This is a genomic window from Halomonas sp. JS92-SW72, from assembly GCF_003547075.1.
GTDB lineage: Bacteria > Pseudomonadota > Gammaproteobacteria > Pseudomonadales > Halomonadaceae > Halomonas > Halomonas alkalicola.
Genome location: NZ_CP032147.1, coordinates 256,763 through 278,246, shown reverse-complemented (window position 1 = coordinate 278,246; position 21,484 = coordinate 256,763). Strand labels below are relative to the sequence as shown.

Genomic DNA, 21,484 nt, shown 5'->3' with positions numbered 1-21,484 from the left:
TTTCTGGCCCCGGTGTGCGGGCGGACGGCGCGCCGGGGGGCGAGGGCCTCCTGTTTCCTCCCTGAGCACTTTCTGGACCCTCCCGCCGCCACCCTGCCAGCCTGGCCCGCCGCGCGCTCGAACGCGAAAGGCGGCTTGATCCAGGATACGTCTCTGCATGAAGTGGGCTACTCTGTTGGGCTCATGTTCGCCAGAATGACCACTCGATTTCCCTGGTTGACCGCGCGGTGGAGTTGCCGGCGCGTTGTTCGCGAATCCAAGGAGGGTTCATGCCCACGACCACCCGCCAGCTGATGATGGACAGCCTGCTCCTGCTGATGGCGGCCACCTTCATCATCGTCGGCATCAACGGGCTGCTGCTGGCCTGGCTGGAGCTGGTCTACTCCCCGCTGCATCTGCTGCTGGTGGCGGATGCCTTCTTGGTGCTGGTGCTGGGGGGCGTGGGCCTGCTGGCCCTGTTGGCCGGCTGGGCCGGCGCTCGCCTGCTGGCCGGTGGGCTGCTGGGGGTCCTGCTGCTGCATACCCTCGCCCAGGCGCTGCTGGTTCCGCGGGGGTTCATGCCGGCCGGCATCGGGCCGCGCCTGGAGCTGCTGCCGGCCCTGCTGCTGCTGCCGGTGGCGCTCTGCCTGCTGGTAGGCAGGCCTGGCGGGCGCTGCCGCTGGGTCTGGATCGCCTGGGGAGGGCTCCTGGCGGGGGGCGGAGTGGTTGCCCTGCTGGCGATCGTTCCCTCGTTGCGCCCCTGGCTGCTGTCTCGCTTCAGTGCCCAGCTGCTCTCGGCGCTGGCGGTGACGGGGCTGCTCGGCCTGGGGATGTGGCTGGCCGGGCTGCGCGGCGATCGCCCGCTGCAGCTGGGGCGCCTGGCGGTGACGACCGGGCTGGCGGGGATCCTCCTCAGCAGCCTGGCCTGGTTCATGCTGAGCTGGCAGCAGGAGGAGACCCTCCACCGCCAGGCCGACTACCTGCTGGACAACATCCAGCTCAATGCCGAGCAGGTGATGGTGTCTCGCTTGACCCTGATGCGGCGCATGGCCGACCGCCTGGATGCCGCGGAGGGAGAGCTCGACGCGGCGGTGCTTGCGCGAGACCTGCAGAGCTACCTGCAGGATGCCTCGAGCCTCAAGGCGGTCGGCCTCTATCACCCGGAGTCCGGCTGGGAGTGGCTTGGCGGGGACGACCCCGTCAGCGAGGAGCGGCTGGCCGCAACGCTGGCGCTGGCCCCGGTGCGGGACTGGCTGGGCGTCGACCTTGGCCAGCCGCGCCTGATGCTCTCCGAGCCCGAGCAGCCGGGGCTGGCGCTGATGGCTATCGACGTGCCCGCCGGTGAGCGGCTGCTGCTGAGCCTGTTCGATCTCCCTGAGCTGCTGGCCGATGAGCTGCGCCAGCAGCTCGGGCTCTACCGCGTCGTGATCCAGCGCCATGGGGCCACGCTGCTGGAGCTGCGCCGGCCGGGCATCGCCAGTGATCCCGAGGGCGTCTTCGTCAACCATCTGCTGCACCGGCGCCATATCGGCCTTCCCGGAGGCGCCAAGCTGACCCTCGAGGCCTACCCGGGTGCCCAGCACGACTGGCTGCTCACCGCCCTGATGCCGGTTGGGGTCGCCGGCGGTGGACTGGTGCTGAGCGGCATGCTGGTGTTCAGCCTGGCGCTGGCCGGCCAGCTGCTCGGCCGCACCCGAGCCCTGGGCGAGGTGCGCCAGCAGCTCGAGGCACAGCAGGCCGTGCAGGCCCGCATCGTCCGGGAGGAGCCGCTGGAGGAGACCCTGGAAGCCATCTGCCGCATGCTGGAGCAGCAGGTGCCGGGGGCGCTCTGCTCGATCATGCTGGTCAACGAGGAGGGCACGGCCCTGGAGCTCGCGGGCGGTGAGCGCCTGCCCCCTGCCTACCGGGACGCGGTGATGACCCTCGGGATCGAGGCGGGCGTCGGCGCCTGCGGCAGTGCCGCCTATCTCGGCGATACCGTGATCTGCGAGGACCTGGCCGAAGACCCCCGCTGGCGCGGCTACCGGGAGGTGGCGCTGGCCCATGGCCTGCGTGCCTGCTGGTCGGTCCCCATCCTGGGCAGCGATGGCCGGGTGCTCGGTACCTTCGGGACCTACCTGCCGCGGCCCCAGGCGCCCGACGCCGCGGCCCGCCTGCTGCTCGACAAGGCCGCCGACCTGGCCGCCCTGGCGGTGGAGCGCCACCAGAGCCGGCGCACCCTGCGGCTGCTGGAGCGCAGCGTCGAAGGCAGCATCAACGGGGTGGTGATCGCCGACGCCAGTCGGCCCGATGTGCCCATCATCTACGTCAACCCGGCCTTCGTGCGCATGACCGGCTACGCCAAGGAGGAGGTGCTGGGACGCAACTGCCGCTTCCTGCAGGGGCCCGAGACCGATGCCGCGGCGGCGGCGTCCATCCGGCAGCAGCTGTCGCGGGGGGAGGAGGTTCACGTCACCCTGCTCAACTATCGCAAGGACGGCACGCCGTTCTGGAACGACCTCTATGTCGCCCCGGTACGCGATGCCCAGGGGAGCATCACCCACTACGTGGGGATGCAGAACGATGTCTCCGCGCAGAAGACCTATGAATCCCGGCTGGCCCACCATGCGAGCCACGATGCCCTGACGGGGCTGGCCAATCGCAGCCTCTTCGAGGACCGCCTCGAGCACGATGTGGCGCTCGCGATCCGTCGCCAGGAGCGGCTGGCGGTGCTGTTCGTGGACCTTGACGACTTCAAGCCGATCAACGACACCCTGGGCCACGCGGTGGGCGACGATGTCCTGCGCGAGGTGGCCCGGCGTCTGCAGGCCTCGGTGCGGCCCGGCGATACCCTGGCGCGCATGGGCGGCGACGAGTTCGTGCTGCTGATGACCGACATCATCCGGGAGGAGCAGGTGCTGACCCTGGTGGAGCGCCTGATGCTGGAGATCGCGCGTCCCTACCTGATCGACGGCCATGAGCTCTACCTGACCTGCAGCATCGGCATCGCCCTGAGCGACCCCGCCATGACGGAGCCGCGCGAGCTGATCCAGCAGGCCGATATGGCCATGTACAAGGCCAAGCAGCAGGGGCGCAACGCCTACCACTGGCACACCGGCGAGATCACCGAGCAGTTGGGCGAGCGGGTCCGGCTGCGCAACGACCTGCAGGAGGCCATCGTCTCCGGCAGGATGGAGCTGCACTACCAGCCGCTGATCGCTGGCGATGGGACCCTGGCCGGCGTCGAGGCGCTGCTGCGCTGGCCCCACCCGGAACGCGGCTATGTCTCCCCCGAGGTGTTCATCCCGCTGGCGGAATCCACCGGACAGATCATGCCGCTCAGTCGCTGGGTGCTGGAGCGCGCCTGTGCGGACATGGTCGCCCTGGGGCAGCAGGGCGTCGGCAGGGTGAAGGTGTCGGTCAACCTGTCGCCGCTGCAGTTCCATCGCCCCAGCTTCCTGGCCAATCTGCGCCAGGTGCTTCAGCAGACGGGGCTGCCCGCGGAGCAGCTCGAGCTGGAGCTGACCGAGGGCATCCTCATGGACAACACCGAGTCGGCCATCGATATCCTGCATGCGCTGCGCGGCATGCATATCGATGTCTCCATCGACGACTTCGGTACCGGCTACTCCAGCCTCAGCTATCTCCGGCACCTGCCGATCAGCAAGGTCAAGATCGATCGCAGCTTCATCCACGAGGTCACCACCAACCCCCATGATGCCGCCATCGTGCAGGGCATGATCTCGATGGCCGGCCACCTGGGGCTTCGCGTGGTGGCCGAGGGGGTCGAGACCGAGGACCAGCAGCGTCAGCTGGAGGCCTGGGGTTGCGATATCTTCCAGGGGTACCTTCTGGCCAAGCCGATGCCGCTGGAGGCCCTGTCGCGTTTCATCATCGAGCGTGGCAGGGTTGAATGATGACGACACCACGACCACTCGGGCCGAGAGGACACCAGGCTCCGAGGGACAAGATTCCAGCGGGGGAAAGATGACGCACTGTGCGCGGGTAGCGGACCACTGCGGTCGCTGTGAGGGCGAGCTGCCCTTCGAGTTCACCATGGCCTTCCAGCCCATCGTTGACCTGGCCTCCGCCCGGATCACCACCTACGAGGCCCTGGTGCGCGGACCGAATGGCGAATCGGCCTGGAGCGTGCTCTCCCAGGTCACCGACGAGCTGCTCTACCGCTTCGACCAGGCCTGCCGGGTCAGGGCGATCGAGATGGCCAGCGCCCTCGGCATGCAGGAGCGGCTCTCCATCAACTTCCTGCCCAACGCCGTCTATGAGCCCGAGGCGTGCATCCAGGCGACGCTGGATGTCTCCCGGCGGGTGGGCTGGCCCACCGACAGGCTCGTCTTCGAGTTCACCGAGACCGAGCGGGTGACCGACCAGGGCCATCTCAAGCGGATCATCGACAGCTATCGCGAGATGGGCTTCACCACGGCGCTGGATGACTTCGGCAACGGCTACGCCAACCTGGACCTGCTCACCGAACTCGAGCCGGACAAGCTCAAGATCGATCGTCAGCTGGTGATGGGCTGCGACCAGGACCGTCGCCGTCAGGCGCTGCTGCGGGCGGTGCACGGCCTGGCCAGGGAGCTGAGCCTCGAGGTGATAGCCGAAGGGGTGGAGACCCGGGAGGAGTCGCTATGGCTGGCCCGCGCCGGGATCACCCGCCAGCAGGGCTTCTTCCATGCCCGGCCCGCGGTCGCCGCCCTGGCAGAGGACCTGGAGCCACACCTGCGCGAGCTGCAACGCGCCATGCGGGCCTGAGCCAGCCATCACCGCTCAGCGACATCAGGCCAGCAGGCCGGACTCCGCAAGCCCCCGGGTGTGGCTGGCGAAGGCCTGGGCCATCCTCACGTCGTAGCGGTTCCTGGCGTAGGCGGGGCCGTTGTAGCGGCGTGCGAAGCGGTCCCACTGCTGGTGGCGCAGCGATGAGAGCAATACCGAATCCTTCTGGATAAAGCGCACGAAGGCGGCAAGGTGATCCCGCTCCCCCCGGTGCATGCACTCCACGTAGTGCCGGGCGCTGTCGTATTCCAGGTGCTGCCAGTGAAAGCCCATGATCTGGAAGAGTCCCCAGGAGGCCGACTCCAGCGCGCTGTCGTGGTGGATCTGCTGGGCGCGCTCCAGGCGCTCGTACTCCCTGACGCCCCCCGCGTAGCCCCCCGGTGAGGTGTTGACCAGATCGGGGGCGCTGGCGACATGAGGGGCCGGGTCGATGCCGTGGTGGCGGAGTCGGCGCGCCATGATATGGCGCTCGAACAGAATGGCCGGCCTGCCGTTGGAGAAGAAGCCGCTGCCTCGCGACTCCACCTCGTTCACCGCTATGATCGCCGCCACCGGCACCTCGAGCTCGCCCGCGGCCCAGACCAGATCCTGCTGGCCCAGCAGCCGATCCATGGCAGGGGCCTCGGCATCGGCTACCTCATCGGCATCGGCTGGCTTATGGGCAGGGGGCGGGTCAGGCGGTGTCTCGGCAGGGCAGGCCTCGCTGCTCTCCCGCCCCGCGGGGGCCTGGCGCAGCCTGCGATCGGTCTTGGGGCCTGCCAGGCCATCCACCACCAGGCCTGCCCGCTTCTGGAAGGCCCGCACCGCGCGCTCCGTTGCCGGGCCGAACTGCCCATCCAGCGCCAGCGGGAAGCCAGCCTGGCTCAGCCGCCGCTGCAGCTCCCTCACCTCATCCCCCGAGTCCCCTCGGCGCAGGATGCGCTCCTGATGGGGAATGAAGTCCACCTCCGAATACCAGTCGCTCATGCCACCCCCTTGCGGGCGTGTCGGTCGATCGACGGTCCCGCTGACTGAACGATAGTGGGCGAGCCGGCCTGCTGCCACCCGGCCTGTTCATGCCATGCGGTCTACTCCTCATCCTTGATGAGCTGATGGGGCAGGTTCTCGTCACTGCCTGCCAGGCTCATGGTCAGCTCCTCCCCGCCGGCGTGAGGGAGGTGGGGGCCGAGGAGGGCTGAGCCCGGGCTGGCCGCCGGGCACCGAGGATGGCGGCATCCCGCAGCTCCGGACGCACGAGCGTGTCGCCGTCCAGTTCGGCGAGCAGGCAAGCCAGGCGCTGCCTGGTCGAATCGGTGGCGGACGCGGCGTGGCCGCATGTGGCAGTACGGTTGGTCATGGTCGTCTCCAGTTCCCCTGCAGAGGCTCGCGCCCATGGGGCCTGCGAGTATGGTTCGGCCAGCGCCGACCCAGGGGAGTGGAGTCGCACGCCGCTTTAGCTGCATTTCTATCCCGCCCGCAAGTTGGTGCTTAAATCGGCGGTGGCCCGAGGGCCGAAAAACACGAAGCCCGCTTTGCATGTGCGAAAGCGGGCCTCTGGCGTCGCTTTAGCGGAATTTGTAGAGCGCCCGCAAGCTGGAATTCAAATCGGCGCTGACTCCACCATAGCCAGCGGCGAGGTGCCGTGTCAAACGGGAGCCACCGACCCTGCCGGAGATGCTGCAGGGCCGCGACACCTGTCGGCTCCGAGTCCGCGTGGCAGCGACGCGGCAACGCCTTGCGCTAGCCGGCATTGGGCATGCTCGGCCGATCGGGGTAAGCTGGCGGCATGCCGAAGGAGAGGCATGCCATTCACAGACCGGGAGAGACCCCATGCCGTTACGTTCCCTGCTGGCCGCCGCCCTGCTGGCCCTGCCGCTGGCCGCCGTGGCCGAGACCCCCAACATCACCCCGGGGCTCTGGGAGTTCACCAACACCACCTCGGTGACCGGCGAGGTGCCGATTCCTGACCAGACCGAGACCCATCAGGAGTGCATCGCCCAGGGCGACCTGGCGGATTCCGACTTCCAGTTCCTCGAGGTGGAGGAGGGCTGCGAACTCGTGGAGCACAACGTCTCCGCTGACGGCATCGACTACCGCATGGTCTGCCGCGCCGACGAGGGCGAGGCGCACATCGACGGCCGCATGGACTTCCTCGGCGAGCGCGTCGAGGGCAACGTCAACGTGACGGTGCAGTCCTCCATGGGCGAGATGCAGATGAACACCGTGGTCGAGGGCGAGCGTCTCGGCGACTGCTGAGTCCGCCTCGCCTCGAACGAACAGGGCCACCCCACGGGGTGGCCCTGTTCGCGTCTGGCCCTCGGTTCCCCGGCCTACGGCTGGGCCCGGCTGGCCTCCATCTCCTCCTCCAGGCGTCGCTTGACGTCGCCCGGCGAGCCGGTATGACGGGCCAGCAGGTCGTAGGCCACTGGCACCACGAAGAGGGTGAAGAGGGTGGCGGCGGCGACCCCGGAGAGGATCACGGTGCCGATCACCATCCGCGACTCGGACCCCGCGCCGCTGCCCACGATCAGCGGGATGGAGCCCGCCATGGTGGTCACCGCGGTCATCAGGATCGGCCGCAGGCGGGTCACCGAGGCGTCCACCAGGGCGTCGCGGAAGGCCAGCCCCTGGTCGCGCAGCTGGTTGGCGAACTCCACGATCAGGATGCCGTTCTTGGCGGCCAGGCCGATCAGCATTACCAGCCCCACCTGACTGTAGATGTTGAGCGACTGGCCGGTGACGTAGAGCCCCAGCATCGCGCCGCTCATGGCCAGCGGCACGGTGAGCATGATCACGAAGGGGTGCACGAAGCTCTCGAACTGTGCCGCCAGCACCAGGAATACCACCAGGGCGCCGAGGATCAGCAGGAAGGCGGTGGCGCCGCTGGCCTGCTGGAAGTCCCGGGAGGCGCCGCTGACGTCGGTCTGGGCCTGGGGCGGCAGCAGCTCGGCCGCGGCCGCCTCCAGATACTCGAGCGCCTCGCCCAGGGAGTAGCCGTCGGCCAGGTTGGCCTCGATGGTGATCGAGCGGATGCGATTGAAGCGGTTCAGGGTGCTGGCGCCGGCAAAGTCGCGGAAGGTAACCAGGCTGGCCAGCGGGATCAGCTCGCCGGTGCGCGCCGAGCGCACCTGGATGTTGTCCAGCGCCCGCGGGCTCGCCTGGCTGGCGCGGTCGCCCTCGACGATGACGTCGTACTCCTGGCCGTTGTCCAGGTAGCGGGTGACGTTGCGCCCGCCCAGCAGCACTTCCAGGGTGCGGCCGATCTCGGTGACGGTGACGCCGAGCGAGGCGGCCCGCTCGTAGTCGATGTCGACCCGCAGCTGGGGCTGAGTCTCGCGGTAGTTGCTGTCCACGCCGATCAGCCGCGGGTTGTCCTCGCGGATATGGTCCATCAGGATGTCGCGCCACTCGGCAAGCTCCTCGTAGGTGCCACCGCCCAGCACGAACTCCACCGGCTTGGCGATGCGCTGGCCGAACCCCTGGCGCATGACCGGGAAGGCCTGCACCCCGGGCAGCCCGGCCAGCTCGCGGCGGACGTCGTCCATGATCGCCCAGGCGTCGCGGCGTTGCCCCCAATCGGCCAGGCCGATGATGCCGAAGCCATTGTTGAAGTTCTCGATGTTGCCGAAGCCGCGCGGGGCGCGGATCACCACCCGCTCCATGTCGCCGCTCTCCACCATGGGTTGGAGGCGCGCCTCGATCTCGTTCATGTAGTCCATGATGTAGTCGAAGGTGGCCCCCTCGGGGCCGTTGACCAGGATGATGAAGCTGCCGCGGTCTTCCTGGGGGGTGTACTCGCTGGGCAGCAGGTCGGCCAGCCAGACGGTGGCGGCGATCAGCCCCACGAAGACCGCCAGCACCGCCAGGCGCGCCTTGAGCACCCACTCCAGCAGGGTGCGATAGAGGCGCTGGGTCAGCTCCAGCAGCCACTGCACGGCCCGGGCGACACGGCTGTCATCCTGGGCCGGCTTGAGGATCTTGGAGGCCATCATCGGCGTCAGCGACAGCGCCAGCACGCTGGAGATGGCCACCGCGGCGGCCATGGTCAGAGCGAACTCCGAGAAGAGCCGGCCCACGTTGCCCTGCAGGAAAGCCAGCGGCACGAACACCGCGATCAGCACCAGGGTGGTGGCGATCACCGCGAAGGCGATCTGCCGGGTGCCCTTGAAGGCCGCCACCAGCGGGGTCTCGCCGTAGTCGTGCATGCGGCGGTGGATATTCTCCAGCACCACGATGGCATCATCCACGATCAGGCCGATGGCCAGCACCAGCGCCAGCAGGGTCAGCAGGTTGATGGAGAAGCCCATCAGGGCCAGCGCCATGAAGGCACCGATGATCGCCACCGGCACCGTCACCGCGGGAATCAGCGTGGTGCGCACGTTGCCGAGGAACATGAAGATCACCACCACCACCAGCCCCATGGCGATGAACAGCGTCATCACCACCTGCTCGATGGCGCCGGCCACGAACACCGAGGCGTCGTAGTTGAGGGATAGCGACATGCCCTCCGGCAGGCTGGCCTGGACACGCTCGAGCTCCGCCTGCACGCCCTGGGAGACCTCCAGCACGTTGGCCGTGGACTGCTTCATGATCCCGAGGCCCACCATGGGCACGCCGTTGGCGCGGAACACCGAGCGGTCGTCCACCGAGCCGATCTCTACTCGGGCGACGTCGCCCAGGCGCACCAGATAGCCGTCCTCGCCCTGGGTGAGGGCCAGGCGCGAGAAGTCCCCCGGCTCGTTGAAGCTGCGCGGCAGCCGCACGATGAACTGGCGCTCGCGGGATTCGATGGAGCCGGCGGGCAGCTCGACGTTCTCGGCGCGCAGGGCGTTCTCGACGTCGCTGACCGTGAGGTTGCGGGCGGCCAGGGCGTTGCGGTCGATCCATACCCGCATGGCGTACTCGCGCCCGCCGCCGATCCGAACTCGGGCCACCCCGGGCTGCACCGAGAAGCCGTCCACCAGGAAGCGATCGGCGTAGTCGGTGAGCTCCGGAATGGTGAAGCCGTCGCCGGTCAGCGAGAGCCACAGGATCACTTCCTCGCTGGAGTCGGCCTTCTGCACCTCGGGCGGGTCGGCCTCGTCGGGCAGGTTGCGCAGCGCCCCGGAGATGCGGTCGCGGATGTCGTTGGCCGCGGCATCGATGTCCATGTCGAGACGGAATTCGATGTTGATCCGCGAGCGGCCATCCTCGCTTGAGGAGGTGATCAGCTCGATGCCCTCTACCCCGGCGATGCGATCCTCCAGGGTCTGGGTGATGCGGGTTTCCACCACGCTGGCCGAGGCCCCGGGATAGCGGGTATCGATGCTGACCACCGGCGGATCGATGGAGGGGTACTCCTGCAGCGGCAGGCGCTGCATGGCCAGCAGGCCGAAGGCCACGATCAGCAGCGCCAGCACCGTGGCCAGCACCGGGCGCTGGACGGAAAGATCGGAGAGACGCATCAGTCACGCTCCCCGCGGTTCGCCTCGAGGATCTCGCGCACCGTGGTGGTATCGTCGGCGATGCCCAGCAGGCTCACGCGATCCCCCGGCTGCACGCGCTGGACGCCGTGGGCCACCAGCAGCTCGTCGCCGTCGAGCCCGTCGAGGATCTCCGCCTGGCCGGTGCGTCGCTCGCCGACCTTCACCTCCCAGCGCTCGACGCGGTTGTCATCGGCCTCGTCGATCACCAGAACGAACTGGCGATCGCCGCTCGGGATCAGGGCGTTCTCCGGCACCACCACGGCCTCCCGCGGGCTGCGCTGTACGACGACCTCCATCAGCATGCCGGGACGCAGGCGCAGTTCGGGATTGGCCAGCTCGGCGCGCACCGAGACGCTGCGGCTCACCGGGTCGACCCGGGAGCCGACGCTCTCCACATGGCCCTCGAAGCGCTCGTCGGGGAAGGCCACGCTGCGCGCCGTCAGCGGCAGGCCGGGCTCGAGCAGGGCCAGGAACACCTCAGGCACGCTGAAGTCGAGCTTCATCACGTCGGTCTTGTCCAGGGTGACGAGCGTTGTGCCGGGGGTGACCAGGCTGCCCACGCTGATGTTGCGAAACCCCACCACGCCGTCGAAGGGAGCACGCACCCGGTAGTTGCGCAGGCGCGCCTCCAGCCCCTGGATCTCCGCCTCCACCTGGCGCAGCCGGGCCTGGGCGTCCTCCACATCGGCCCGGGGCGCGAGGTTGCGGCTCTGCAGCTGGGCCAGGCGATCCACCGTGGCGCGGCGCTCGTCACGCTGGGCCTGGGCGGCGCGCAGCAGCGCCTGCTGCTCGTCATCCTGCAGGCGTACCAGCAGCTGGCCGGCCTCTACGACCTGGCCGTCGCGGAAGTTCACCTCGGCGACGGTGTCGGTCACCGTGGCGGAGAGGGTCACGCTCTCGTCGGCGCGCAGGGTGCCCAGAGCCTCCAGCGGGTCGGACCAGGGCTCCAGGCTGACCCGGGCGCCGATTACCGGCGTCGCCTCCTGGGCGGCAAGGGGCATGGCCAGGGCCAGGCTCAGGACGGCGGCCAGCAGGCGGCCCGTGCGGAAGAGGCGAGGGGAGGGCGTTGTTGTCATGGGGCTCTTTTCATGGGGTGGCAAGAGACGATTGCCAGTCCTTGGCAATTCTTAACAAGCTATCAATGATCGTATCGAAAAATGTGGCAACAATGCGCAACGCACAGTCATCGCTATAGTGTACAAGAATTGTACATATTATTCATGGCTGTCTACCCGGGCCGGTCAACGCGGGCCTGTCGCCATGGGCATGCCATGGCCAGCCTCGGTAGCGTCGATCAACAGGACGCCGCCGGGCTGCTAGAATGCGCGTCCCTTGAGAGGTGGCCGAGAGTGACCATGACCTATGACGCGGTGATTATCGGTGCGGGTGCCGCCGGCCTGATGTGCGCACTGACGGCGGGCTATGCCGGGCGGCGGGTGCTGGTCATCGACCACGCCAAACGGGCCGGCAGCAAGATCCTGATGTCCGGTGGCGGGCGCTGCAATTTCACCAACCTGAACTCCACGCCGGCCAACTTCTTCTCCGCCAACCCGCACTACTGCATCTCGGCGCTGAAGCGCTACCGCCCGGAGCACTTCGTCGAGCTGGTGGAGCGTCACGGCGTGGAGTACGTGGAGAAGGCGCCGGGCCAGCTGTTCTGCGCCGACTCCGCCAAGGAGATCGTGCGGGTGCTGCTCACCGAGTGCGAGTGGGCCGGGGTGGAGCTGCGTCTCAAGACCTCGGTGGAGCGCGTCGAACGCCACGGCGAGGGCATGCGGCTGGTGACCTCGGCAGGGACCATCGACTGCGGGGCCCTGGTGGTGGCCACCGGCGGGCTCTCCATTCCCACCATGGGGGCCAGCGGCTTCGGCTTCGATCTCGCCCGCCAGTTCGGGCTGGCCGTCACCGAGACTCGCCCGGCGCTGGTACCCTTCACCCTGACCTCGCAGTGGAAGGCGCGGGCCGAGGCCCTGGCCGGGGTCGCCGGCGAGGTGGCCGTGCGCTCCCTGCGGGCCGGCGAGCCCCGCGGTCACTACCGCGAGCCCATGCTCTTCACCCATCGTGGCCTCTCGGGGCCGGCGATGCTGCAGATCTCGAGCTACTGGGAGCCCGGCGACGAGCTGGCCATCGACCTGCTGCCCGGGGTGGAGGCCTTTGAGGCGCTCTGCGCCGCGCGACGGGAGACGCCCCGGCGCCAGCTCTCCAGCTGGCTGGCCGAGCGGCTCCCCCGGCGCCTGGCCCAGGCGCTGGTCGAGTGGCACGGCGGCGACGGCGTGCTGGCGGAGCGCAGCAACGCCGAGCTTGCCGCCTGGGCGGCCCAGCTCGGCGACTGGCGACTCAAGCCCGCCGGCACCGAGGGATGGCGCACCGCCGAGGTGACCCTGGGCGGCGTCGACACCCGCTCGGTGTCGTCGAAGACCTTCGCGGTGGAGGGGCTGCCCCAGCTGCGCTTCATCGGCGAGGTGCTCGATGTGACCGGCGAGCTGGGCGGGCATAACTTCCAGTGGGCCTGGGCCAGCGGGGTGGCCTGCGGCAGCGCCCTCTGAGGGTGGCGTCGGCCGACAGGTCCAGGAGGGCTAGGCCAGGCGCCGGGCGATCTCCTCCCACAGCGCCCGGTAGGCATGTGCCGCGGGGGTAGCGGGGGCGAACTGGCGCAGTGGGGCACGCTCCAGGCCCATGCGCTCCACCACGCTGGCGCCGGGGATGGTGGTGGAGAGGCGCAGCGGCCAGCGCTCCGGCAGTGCGGCGATGGTCTCGCGGTGCAGGGTGCGGCGGCGATCGGCGAGGGTCACGAAGGGCCACACTTGGCAGGGGATATCGCGTTCGTCGAGGAAGTCGCGCAGCTGCTCCAGGGTGCGCACCGAGAGCACCGTGGGCACGATGGGCACCAGCAGGGCGTCCACGCTGGCAAAGACGCTCTCGGAGAGGGTCGAGAGGCTGGGCGGGCAGTCCAGCAGCACCAGGTCGTAGTCGTCGCGGACCGGCTTGAGGATGCGGCGCAGCTGATTGTCGCGCTGGGTGGCCAGCAGCTGGTCCAGCTCCCGGGAGGCCAGGGCGGCGGGGAGCAGGTCGAGACGCTCGATCTCGGTGGCGCGAATCACCTTGTCGAAGGCGGCCTGGCCCTTGACCAGGCGGGCCACGCCGCCGCGAATCTTGGGCTTGGCGCGCAGGTAGAAGGTGGTGGCGGCCTGGGGGTCGAGGTCCCAGAGCAGCACGCGCCAGCCGGCGGCGGCGGCCTCCGCCGCCAGGTTCACCGCGGAGGCCGTCTTGCCGACCCCGCCCTTGATGCTGTAGAGCGCCAGCATGCGCATGGCGTGCCTCCCTTCTTCCCTGGTGACGACCTCTTGCCGCACCTCATGGCGCCGTCAAGGCGTCGCCCGGCGGCGACGCCGTACCTTACCAGCTTAGGCCGGCTCGTCAGGTGACGGTTTCGTGACAGTCGCGGCGTCGCGCGTCCAGGGTCTATCCTGCTGGCAGAGTGCCCGTGCACGAATCCTCAGCCTGCCCCGGAGGTGCCCCATGACCCTGATTGCCGTTCATCACGAGCCCGGCGCCGATGAGACGTCGCTGCGCGACCGAGTCGTCGACGCGGCCCTGGGTGAGGCCGAGCGGCACGGCTGGGAGGCGGTCAGGCTCACCGAGGTCGCCGCGCGCCTGGAGGTGCCCATGGCCGCCGTGCTGGCGGAGTTCCGCGACCTGGACGCGGTGGCCAACGCCTGGTTCCAGCGCGGCCTGGAGGCGATGCTCGCCGACACCCCCGACGGCTTCGACCACTGGCCCGAGGCCCGGCGCCTGGCGCACCGCCTGCTGGCCTGGTGTGATGCCCTGGCGGCGCATCGCCGCGTCACCGTCGAGATGCTGCACACCAAGGCCCATCTTCCCCACCTGCACACCTGGGTGCCGATGCTCTTCGATCTGTCGCGCACCGTGCAGTGGTGGCGCGAGGCGTCGCGCCTGCCGGCCCCCTACGGGACCCGTCGCGCCCAGGTCGAGGAGCTGGCGCTGACCGGACTCTTCCTGGCCACCCTGGCGGTGTGGGCCAATGACGTGAGCGAGGGGCAGGCGCGTACCCGGCGCTTCCTCGAGAAGCGCCTGGCCCGCGGTGCGCACTGCATGAAGTGGGTGCCCGGCAGCCATCACGGCCACCGGGCTCAGAAGCCGGTGCGCTGACGGTCAGAGATAGCGGCCGCCGGAGGCGATGGCGACCGTCAGCAGGCCGAGGATCAGGTTGATGCCGATCAGCCGCCGGATCTGGCCGAGCTGGCGACCCCCCTCGGGCCAGTCGGCGGCCTCCACCGCGCGGCAGAGCCGACGGTAGGGGGCAAACCAGACGTGCAGGTAGATGGCCATCATCCCAAGGCCCAGCAGCAGCATCAGGTGGATGTGCCAGCGCGCGCCGGCCATGCCGCCGAACACCGCGAACAGCATCCACAGCCCGCTGACCAGCAGCACCGCCACCGAGGCCCATACCCAGGGGAAGAAGCGGTCGAAGACGCCGCGCCACAGGGTCAGGCGGGCCGGCGGCTCCAGCTGGCCGGCGGCGACCGGGCGCAGGATCATCCAGGCGAAGAACATGCCGCCCACCCAGAGGACGGCGGCGATCACGTGCAGGGTAATGGCGATGGCCATGGGGGTCCTCGTATCGGGGAAGGGTCAGCGCAGCAGGCGGCGGGCCCGGCGCAGCAGCAGGGCGCCGGCGGCCAGCCGCTTGGCGACCCGCAGCAGGGAGTTGGGGTGTCGAGCACTCTTCAGCAGCAGCACGCCGCCCAGGGCATAGAGCGGCGCCTTGAAGCGCATCAGCGCCTGCCACCCCTTGTCGATCGGGCGGCTCGCCTCGCGGTAGCGGCTGGCCTCGACCAGGATGTCGATGCGCTGCTGCTCGATCCTCGCCTCCAGCTGCGCCTTGCGCTCGGCGCGAGAGGGTTCGGTCACGTCGCGGCGGGCCGGAAGGCGGGTGCGGGAATCAGCGCTCATGGCGTCCCTCCCGGCGTTCCCGCTCCACCAGGTCGCGGTCGGTGGCCAGATGCTTCAGGGTGCTGACCAGCAGGGTGCGTCGCCTGGCCAGCTGCAGGGCGCGCAGGGCGAGCAGCGTGCCGCCGCTCAGCAGCACCAGGGCGCTTGCGGCGATGGCGGTGAGTCGGTAGCTGTCCCAGAAAGCCACGATCACCAGGGTGGTCAGCACCCCGATGCCGAGCATCAGCAGGATGAGGCTGAGCCCCACGATCAGCAGCAGGCCCACCAGCCGCACCCGCTCCTCCTCCAGCTCGAGGACGGCGAGACGCAGGCGCGTCTCGCCGGTGGCCAGCAGGCTGCCCAGCAGGCGCCGGGCGGCGGTGAACAGTCGCTGCGCCGGTCCCTGGCTTTCCGGCATCAGCGACGCCCGATCAGCATGCCGACCACCACGCCCACGGCGGCCCCGATGCCGATGCTGGTCCAGGGGTTCTCGTGCACGTAGCGATCGCAGGCATCGACCTGATGCTCCATGGAGTCGCGGGCCTCGCCGTAGAGGCGCTCGCCGCGGTTCTCGAGGCGGTCGCGGGTCTCCTTGAGCCGTCGCTCGGCGCGGTCGCGTAGCTCCTTGATGTTACTGCGGGAGTCATCGGCAGTGGCGCTGACCAGCTCTTCGATGGTCTGGGTGAGGTGGTGCAGGTCCTCCTTGAGCTGCTGGGTGGTCTCGTGGGTATGGGGGGCACGGTTTGCCATCGGGTCTTCCTCTGACGGTGAATGACAGCCCCAGCATAGCAGCCAGGGGCCTGCTTGCCACGGGGCCGGCCGTCACGCCGCCGGCGGCTTGTCCCGAGTCAGGGGTACGGTCAGGGTCAGCGGGTCATGCTGCCGCCGCTGAACAACGGATTGAGGCTGAAGCCCAGGCTGAGGCGATGATTGCGGTGATCGTAGTCGATCATGCTCTCGCCGTAGCCGTAGTAGTACTGCACATGGCCGCGGATGTTGCCGTTGAACAGCGGCCAGGAGTAGTCGACCTGGGTGCCCATGTTGCCGGCGCTGGGGTTGCCGCGCCACAGCAGGCTGAGCTCGCTGTCGCCCAGGCGTCGGGCCAGGGTGACGTCGCCGTAGCCCATGTAGCGCTCGATGTCGGGGTTGTCGTCCTCGCTCTTGGACTCCGGGATGCGCCAGTGGGGGGCCAGGCTGAAGGCCCAGTCACCGCGTTGGAAGATGCTCTCCACGTAGACCCGGTTCCAGCTGCGCGAGAGCGGGTCGGAGCGGCCGTTGGAGAGATGGTTCAGCGCCAGGCGGTTGCGCACGTTGGTCCAGCCCAGGGCCCGCCAGGCGTTGTCGAAGTTCATGAAGACTTCCGGCTCGTAGTTGGTCTCCCGGAAGGGCGAGGAGGAGTCGGTGTTGTAGGCCTGCCACCAGCTGCGCTGGGTGTAGGCGAAGTAGAGATCACCGGTATCGCCGAACAGCCCTTCGGCCAGGTTGACCTTGGCGCTGAACTGGAACTTCACCTCCACGTCGTTGGGTCCGTTGATGTCGGAGATCTCGCGGAACGCCTCCTTGTTGGGGCTGGCCGTGTAGCTGGCCGGAAAGAGGTAGTTGCGCCGATAGGTGGTGATGGCAAAGGGGTTGCGGCTCGACTCGAGCTCGAGCTGACGGCGCTCGGTGGCCTCCAGGGCGGCCTGCAGGTCCGGGGCGATCGGCTCTACCTCCTCGTCGGCGGGCAGCTCGGCCAGCGTACTCTGCAGCGCCTCGAGCTCCTCGTTGAGCGCCTGGATGCGCGCTTCCAGGGCGACGCGCTCGGCGGCACTGGCGGGCCTGGGCGCCGTTCCCGGGGCGTCGGCCGCCTGCAGCGCGCCGGCATGCAGCAGCAGGGCCAGGGTGGCGCCGGCGAAGGTGGCAGAGCGGGTCAGCGAGGTCATGGGGCGATCCGGGAGAAGAGAGATTCAGACCGCCGTTCTACCACGCCCGGCGGTCAAGTCAACAGCGCACGACCTTGGTTCCACAGGATTGCCATGCTTGCCCCAGGGGCAGAGAATCGAACCTGGCAGATACGTCCGGCAATGAGGTGGCCTGTGGAGAGAGGTGCGGGCGCAAGCCCCGTGAAGAGGGGTATTGCGGGCCGGTGGGGTTGGCTTGTGCTGGCGCTCGTGGCCCTGCTGCTGGTCGCGCTGCAGCCGGCCAGGGCCCAGGCCGATCTGCCGCAGCGCGACGAGGTGGAGGCGCGTCTCGAGGCCGTGACGCCGGCGGAGGGGGAGAGCCCCGGCGCCGCCCAGCGGCGGGAGCTCGAGGCCCTGGAAGAGACCCTCGCCTCCCTGGAAGCGCTGCAGGCGCTGGAGGAGCGCCTGGAGGCCCTGGAGGCGCGGGTGGAGCAGGCGCCCGCCGAGCTGCTGCGTCTGGAGCGCGAGCTTGCCGCCGAGGAGGAGGCCGCGCTGGAACTCTCCGCAGCGGAGCTGGACGACCTGGCGCTGGACGAGCTCGAGCAGCGCCAGCAGGAGGCGGTGATCGAACTGCAGCGGCTGCAGGACCGGCTCGCCGAGGTCAACGCCCAGCTGCTGACCTCCCAGACCCTGCCCGAGCGCTCCCAGCAGGCGATCTCCGAGGCGATGCAGGCGGTGGAGCGGGCGCGTCGCGACCAGGACGAGCTCGAGGGGCGGGGGCTCGCCGGCGATGATGCCCGGGTCTGGCAGCGCCAGGTGGAGCGCCGCCTGGCCGAGGTCAGCCTGCTGTTCCACCAGCGCGAGCTGAGCACCAACACCCGGCTTCGCGAGCTGGATCAGCAGCGACGGGACCTGCTGACCCAGCGCCAGTCCCGCCAGGAGGCGGAGCTCACGCTGCTGCAGAACGTCATCGACCGCAAGCGGCGGTTGGCCTCCGAGCAGGCCATCGCCGATGCGGCCCGGGACGACCCGCTGCTGGAGGCCGGGCACCCGGTGCTGGAGCGCGCCCAGCAGGTCAACCGCGATCTCAGCCTGGAGCTGCTGCGCGCCAACGACCGCACCAATGCCCTGGTGCGCGAGAGCCTGATGGTGCGCAGCCAGCTCGATCACGTGCGTCAGCTGCAGCGCAGCCTCAACGAGCAGATCGATGCGATCCGCGGCTCCATTCTGCTGTCGCGCATCCTGCGCGAGCAGCGCCGCTCGCTGCCCCAGGTCGCGCCGCGACGCGATCTCCAGGACGAGATCGCCGACCTGCGCCTGCGCCAGTTCGACCTGGTGCGCCAGCGGGATACCCTCCGCCAGGGCGAGCGCCTGGCCAATCAGCGCCTGCAGGAGGCCGGCGTCGAGGTCACCGAGGCCCTGGTGGAGTCGCTGCAGCGTCTCTATCAGTCGCGCCGCGAACTGGTGGACCGCCTGGAGCAGAGCTATGGCAGCCTGCTGAGCACGGCGGTGGAGCTGCAGCTCAACCAGCAGCAGCTGCTGGAGACCTCTCGGGAGCTGCGTGACACCATCGACGAGCAGCTCTTCTGGGTTGCCAACACCCGCCCGCTGGACCTGGCCTGGGCCCGCCAGCTGCCGGCCAATCTCGTCGTGGAGTGGCAGGAGGGCGAGTGGCGTCAGGTGCTGCCGATGCACTGGCGCCTTCCGTCGGCGGGGGCGCTGGCGGGCCTGCCGCTGCTGCTGCTGGCCGTTGCCCTGCTGTGGTGTCGCCGGCGCATCAAGGCGCGGCTGGCGCTGATTCATGAGCAGATCGGGCGGCTGCGCAGCGATACCCAGCTGCACACCCCCCAGGCGGTGCTGCTCAACGCCCTGCTGGCGCTGCCGGGCCCGCTGACCCTGGCGGCCCTGGGGGCTGCGCTGACGGCGGGCGGGGAGGGCATCGCCCACGCGCTGGGGCTGGCCGCCCTGCAGCTCTCTCTGGCCTGGGCCGTGATCGCCTGGGCGCGGCGCCTGCTGGTGCGCGACGGGGTGGCCACCAAGCACTTCTACTGGTCGCCGGAATACGTGGCCAGGCTGCGGCGCCTGGTGGGCTGGCTGGGTGTCGCCCTGGTGCCGGTGCTGATGATCGCCACCCTGGCGCGGGACGCCGAGTTCGGCCTCACCCAGCGCCCGGTGGCGCTGGGCCTGCTGGTGGCGGGCCTGATCGCCATGAGCGTGAGCCTGGCGCGGTTGATCCTGGCTCACACCCCCTTCTTCGGCGTGCGCCTGTTCCGCCTGGTGCTGGGGCTCTCCATGGCCGCGGTGCCGCTGGTGCTGCTCGGGCTGATCGCGGCGGGCTATGAATACACCGCCCTGAGCCTGGTCGGGCGCTTCGCCATCACCCTCTATCTGCTGGGGCTGTGGATCCTGGTGGAGGCGGCGGTGGTGCGAGGCCTGGCGGTGGCGGCCAGGCGGCTGGCCTTCAGGCGCGCCCTGGCACGGCGTCGAGCCGAGGTCAAGGAGGGCGCCGAGGGGGGCGTCGAGGTGGTCGAGGAGCCGCCCCTGGACATGGAGCAGATCAACCAGCAGTCGCTGCGCCTCTCCAAGCTGATCCTGCTGGTGGGCTTCGTGCTGCTGCTCTACGTGGTGTGGGCCGACCTGCTCACCGTGCTGGGCTATCTGGAACAGGTGGCCATCTGGGAGGCCGAGGGAGAAGTCGGCAGCGAGCTGGTCGGCAGTACCCTCAGCGTGGCGGACAGCATCACCGCGCTCTTCATCTTCGGCTTCACCCTGATGATGGCGCGCAACCTGCCGGGGCTCCTGGAGGTGATGGTGCTGTCGCGCCTGGAGCTCAAGCAGGGCAGCGCCTACGCCATCACCTCGCTGCTCTCCTACGCCATCGTGGGCACCGGCCTGGTGATGGCCCTGGCCACCCTGGGGGTGGCCTGGAGCCAGCTGCAGTGGCTGGTGGCGGCGCTGGGCGTGGGGCTGGGCTTCGGTCTCCAGGCGATCTTCGCCAACTTCGTCTCGGGCCTGATCATCCTCTTCGAGCGACCGGTGCGCATCGGCGACACCATCACCCTGGGGGCCCTGACCGGCACGGTGAGCAAGATCCGCATCCGCGCCACCACGGTCACCGACTTCGACCGCAAGGAGATCATCATCCCCAACCAGACCTTCATCACCGACCAGCTGATCAACTGGTCGCTGTCGGATACGGTCACCCGGGTGGTGCTCAGCTACCGCGTTGCCTATGGCTCCGACCAGGCACTGGTGCACCGGCTGCTCTACCAGGCCGCTCGCGAGAACCCGCGAGTGCTGGCCGACCCGGAGCCCCAGGTCTTCTTCATGGCCTACGGCGAGAGCACCCTCGAATTCGAGCTGAGGGTCTTCGTCAACGCCCTGGGCGACCGGCTCTACGCCACCGACGAGCTCAACTGCCGGGTCGGGGAGCTGTTCGCAGAGCACGGGGTCGATATCGCCTTCAACCAGTTGGAGATCTGGTTGAAGCGCCCGGGCGAGGCGCGCAAGGTGGTGGAAGGCGGGGGCCGGGGGAGCCAGCATCCGCCGCCGGGCAGCCACGGTGACCCGGGGGACTTCGACCTGGACGGCGGCGACGCGGGAGACCCCGGCGACGGTCGCTGAGGCCTGTTCAGGCCGGCGACCTCTCGCGCACGGCGTGGAGCAGGAACTCGCGGTTGCCGTCGCCGCCGAGCAGCGGGCTCGCCTGCCAGTGGCGAATGGCGAGTCCCAGCGCGGCGCAGCAGGCGCGGATCTTCGCTTCCACCTCTGCGTAGCGGGCGGGGTCGGTGACCAGCCCGCGGGCGTTGACGCCGCCCGGGCCCACCTCGAACTGCGGCTTGACCAGGCTAGTAAGCTCGCCGCCCGGCGGCAGCAGGGCCGCGATCTCGGGCAGGATCAGGGTCTGGGAGATGAAGGAGACGTCCATTACCGCAAGGTCCGGCCCCGCGGCGCCCTGGGCGGCCAGGGCCTCCCGCAGGCGGGGCTCGCGGGCCATGGCCCGGGCGTTGAGTCCCTCCAGGCAGGTGACCCGCGGATCCTCGCGCAGGCTCGGGTCGAGCTGGTCGTGGCCCACCTCCACGCCGATCACGTGGCGTGCGCCGCAGCGCAGGGCACAGTCGGTGAAGCCGCCGGTGGACTGCCCCACGTCGAGCACCAGCTTCCCGGTGAGCTCAAGGCCCAGCGCCTCGATCAACCCCTCGAGCTTGAGCCCCGCCCGGGAGACATAGCGCTCCTCGGGGTCCTCCGCCACCGTCAGCCGGGTATCGTCCGGCAGCTTCTCGCCGGGCTTGGTGAGCACCCGGCCGCTATCGGTCAGGGCGACATGCCCGTGGCGGATCAGCCGCTGGGCGCGGGTGCGGGAGCGGGCCAGGCCCTGGGTGACGAGTAGCTGGTCGAGGCGCTGCATGGCGGTTACCGGGTCGGGGACGGGATTGGGAAAGCAGGGGGGGCGTCGCA

The 21,484-nt window shown here is 69.6% G+C and carries 17 protein-coding genes; 6 read left to right on the top strand and 11 right to left on the bottom strand.

Annotated elements, in window-relative coordinates:
• Positions 1–269 precede the first annotated feature (269 nt).
• Complete coding sequence (locus tag D1793_RS01235; protein WP_240407746.1) at positions 270–3,875, top strand: sensor domain-containing phosphodiesterase; 3,606 nt, start codon at positions 270–272, stop codon at positions 3,873–3,875.
• 70 nt (positions 3,876–3,945) lie between these two features.
• Entirely contained in the window at positions 3,946–4,728 is a 783-nt protein-coding gene (locus tag D1793_RS01230) for an EAL domain-containing protein (RefSeq protein ID WP_119020540.1), read from the top strand.
• 24 nt (positions 4,729–4,752) lie between these two features.
• Here the strand turns inward: D1793_RS01230 and D1793_RS01225 are convergent, their stop codons facing one another.
• On the bottom strand, positions 4,753–5,715 hold the full coding sequence (locus D1793_RS01225) for an N-acetylmuramidase family protein (RefSeq protein ID WP_119020539.1): 963 nt from the start codon (positions 5,713–5,715) through the stop codon (positions 4,753–4,755).
• A gap of 163 nt (positions 5,716–5,878) precedes the next feature.
• Positions 5,879–6,085 carry a hypothetical protein gene (locus D1793_RS01220; protein ID WP_119020538.1) on the bottom strand — a complete coding sequence of 69 codons (207 nt, stop codon included), beginning with the start codon at positions 6,083–6,085 and terminating at the stop codon, positions 5,879–5,881.
• A 473-nt stretch (positions 6,086–6,558) separates the two neighbouring features.
• Here D1793_RS01220 and D1793_RS01215 point away from each other — a divergent pair, with 473 nt between their 5' ends.
• Complete coding sequence (locus D1793_RS01215) at positions 6,559–6,984, top strand: DUF3617 family protein (RefSeq protein WP_119020537.1); 426 nt, start codon at positions 6,559–6,561, stop codon at positions 6,982–6,984.
• A gap of 74 nt (positions 6,985–7,058) precedes the next feature.
• On the opposite strand, the gene D1793_RS01210 is transcribed toward D1793_RS01215, so the two are convergent.
• Positions 7,059–10,172 (bottom strand): efflux RND transporter permease subunit, encoded by a 3,114-nt coding sequence (locus D1793_RS01210; protein WP_119020536.1) that lies wholly within the window; start codon positions 10,170–10,172, stop codon positions 7,059–7,061.
• A complete protein-coding gene (locus D1793_RS01205; RefSeq protein ID WP_119020535.1) occupies positions 10,172–11,269 on the bottom strand; it encodes an efflux RND transporter periplasmic adaptor subunit in 1,098 nt (365 codons plus the stop codon). Before D1793_RS01205 ends, D1793_RS01210 begins: the two co-directional genes overlap by 1 nt.
• Positions 11,270–11,548: 279 nt before the next feature.
• Between D1793_RS01205 and D1793_RS01200 the strand changes: the two genes are divergently transcribed.
• Positions 11,549–12,739: an NAD(P)/FAD-dependent oxidoreductase gene (locus D1793_RS01200; RefSeq protein WP_119020534.1), complete on the top strand. Its 1,191-nt coding sequence runs from the start codon at positions 11,549–11,551 to the stop codon at positions 12,737–12,739.
• Between the two features lie 30 nt (positions 12,740–12,769).
• On the opposite strand, the gene D1793_RS01195 is transcribed toward D1793_RS01200, so the two are convergent.
• Positions 12,770–13,504: a ParA family protein gene (locus tag D1793_RS01195; protein ID WP_119020533.1), complete on the bottom strand. Its 735-nt coding sequence runs from the start codon at positions 13,502–13,504 to the stop codon at positions 12,770–12,772.
• A 208-nt stretch (positions 13,505–13,712) separates the two neighbouring features.
• Between D1793_RS01195 and D1793_RS01190 the strand changes: the two genes are divergently transcribed.
• On the top strand, positions 13,713–14,363 hold the full coding sequence (locus tag D1793_RS01190) for a TetR/AcrR family transcriptional regulator (RefSeq protein WP_119020532.1): 651 nt from the start codon (positions 13,713–13,715) through the stop codon (positions 14,361–14,363).
• A 3-nt stretch (positions 14,364–14,366) separates the two neighbouring features.
• Here the strand turns inward: D1793_RS01190 and D1793_RS01185 are convergent, their stop codons facing one another.
• From D1793_RS01185 to D1793_RS01165, 5 genes are all read right to left on the bottom strand, one after another.
• Positions 14,367–14,822, bottom strand: a complete 456-nt coding sequence (locus D1793_RS01185) for a CopD family protein (RefSeq protein WP_119020531.1) — start codon at positions 14,820–14,822, stop codon at positions 14,367–14,369.
• 24 nt (positions 14,823–14,846) lie between these two features.
• Positions 14,847–15,167 (bottom strand): YqjK-like family protein, encoded by a 321-nt coding sequence (locus tag D1793_RS01180; RefSeq protein ID WP_119020530.1) that lies wholly within the window; start codon positions 15,165–15,167, stop codon positions 14,847–14,849.
• On the bottom strand, positions 15,157–15,564 hold the full coding sequence (locus D1793_RS01175; RefSeq protein ID WP_119020529.1) for a phage holin family protein: 408 nt from the start codon (positions 15,562–15,564) through the stop codon (positions 15,157–15,159). Before D1793_RS01175 ends, D1793_RS01180 begins: the two co-directional genes overlap by 11 nt.
• Positions 15,564–15,896: a DUF883 family protein gene (locus tag D1793_RS01170; RefSeq protein WP_119020528.1), complete on the bottom strand. Its 333-nt coding sequence runs from the start codon at positions 15,894–15,896 to the stop codon at positions 15,564–15,566. Before D1793_RS01170 ends, D1793_RS01175 begins: the two co-directional genes overlap by 1 nt.
• A gap of 116 nt (positions 15,897–16,012) precedes the next feature.
• A complete protein-coding gene (locus tag D1793_RS01165; protein ID WP_119020527.1) occupies positions 16,013–17,068 on the bottom strand; it encodes a phospholipase A in 1,056 nt (351 codons plus the stop codon).
• A 219-nt stretch (positions 17,069–17,287) separates the two neighbouring features.
• On the opposite strand from D1793_RS01165, the gene mscK reads away from it, so the two are divergent.
• On the top strand, positions 17,288–20,650 hold the full coding sequence (mscK, locus tag D1793_RS01160) for a mechanosensitive channel MscK (protein ID WP_240407807.1): 3,363 nt from the start codon (positions 17,288–17,290) through the stop codon (positions 20,648–20,650).
• A 7-nt stretch (positions 20,651–20,657) separates the two neighbouring features.
• On the opposite strand, the gene D1793_RS01155 is transcribed toward mscK, so the two are convergent.
• Positions 20,658–21,434 carry a TlyA family RNA methyltransferase gene (locus tag D1793_RS01155; protein ID WP_119020525.1) on the bottom strand — a complete coding sequence of 259 codons (777 nt, stop codon included), beginning with the start codon at positions 21,432–21,434 and terminating at the stop codon, positions 20,658–20,660.
• Positions 21,435–21,484 lie beyond the last annotated feature (50 nt).

Coding starts and splice junctions, on each gene's coding strand:
- D1793_RS01205 (WP_119020535.1), bottom strand. CDS start 11,269: ATGACAACAACGCCCTCCCCTCGCCTCTTCCGCACGGGCCGCCTGCTG.
- D1793_RS01190 (WP_119020532.1), top strand. CDS start 13,713: ATGACCCTGATTGCCGTTCATCACGAGCCCGGCGCCGATGAGACGTCG.
- D1793_RS01235 (WP_240407746.1), top strand. CDS start 270: ATGCCCACGACCACCCGCCAGCTGATGATGGACAGCCTGCTCCTGCTG.
- D1793_RS01165 (WP_119020527.1), bottom strand. CDS start 17,068: ATGACCTCGCTGACCCGCTCTGCCACCTTCGCCGGCGCCACCCTGGCC.
- D1793_RS01225 (WP_119020539.1), bottom strand. CDS start 5,715: ATGAGCGACTGGTATTCGGAGGTGGACTTCATTCCCCATCAGGAGCGC.
- D1793_RS01230 (WP_119020540.1), top strand. CDS start 3,946: ATGACGCACTGTGCGCGGGTAGCGGACCACTGCGGTCGCTGTGAGGGC.
- D1793_RS01185 (WP_119020531.1), bottom strand. CDS start 14,822: ATGGCCATCGCCATTACCCTGCACGTGATCGCCGCCGTCCTCTGGGTG.
- D1793_RS01195 (WP_119020533.1), bottom strand. CDS start 13,504: ATGCGCATGCTGGCGCTCTACAGCATCAAGGGCGGGGTCGGCAAGACG.
- D1793_RS01155 (WP_119020525.1), bottom strand. CDS start 21,434: ATGCAGCGCCTCGACCAGCTACTCGTCACCCAGGGCCTGGCCCGCTCC.
- D1793_RS01175 (WP_119020529.1), bottom strand. CDS start 15,564: ATGCCGGAAAGCCAGGGACCGGCGCAGCGACTGTTCACCGCCGCCCGG.
- D1793_RS01215 (WP_119020537.1), top strand. CDS start 6,559: ATGCCGTTACGTTCCCTGCTGGCCGCCGCCCTGCTGGCCCTGCCGCTG.
- D1793_RS01170 (WP_119020528.1), bottom strand. CDS start 15,896: ATGGCAAACCGTGCCCCCCATACCCACGAGACCACCCAGCAGCTCAAG.
- D1793_RS01220 (WP_119020538.1), bottom strand. CDS start 6,085: ATGACCAACCGTACTGCCACATGCGGCCACGCCGCGTCCGCCACCGAT.
- D1793_RS01210 (WP_119020536.1), bottom strand. CDS start 10,172: ATGCGTCTCTCCGATCTTTCCGTCCAGCGCCCGGTGCTGGCCACGGTG.
- D1793_RS01200 (WP_119020534.1), top strand. CDS start 11,549: ATGACCTATGACGCGGTGATTATCGGTGCGGGTGCCGCCGGCCTGATG.
- D1793_RS01180 (WP_119020530.1), bottom strand. CDS start 15,167: ATGAGCGCTGATTCCCGCACCCGCCTTCCGGCCCGCCGCGACGTGACC.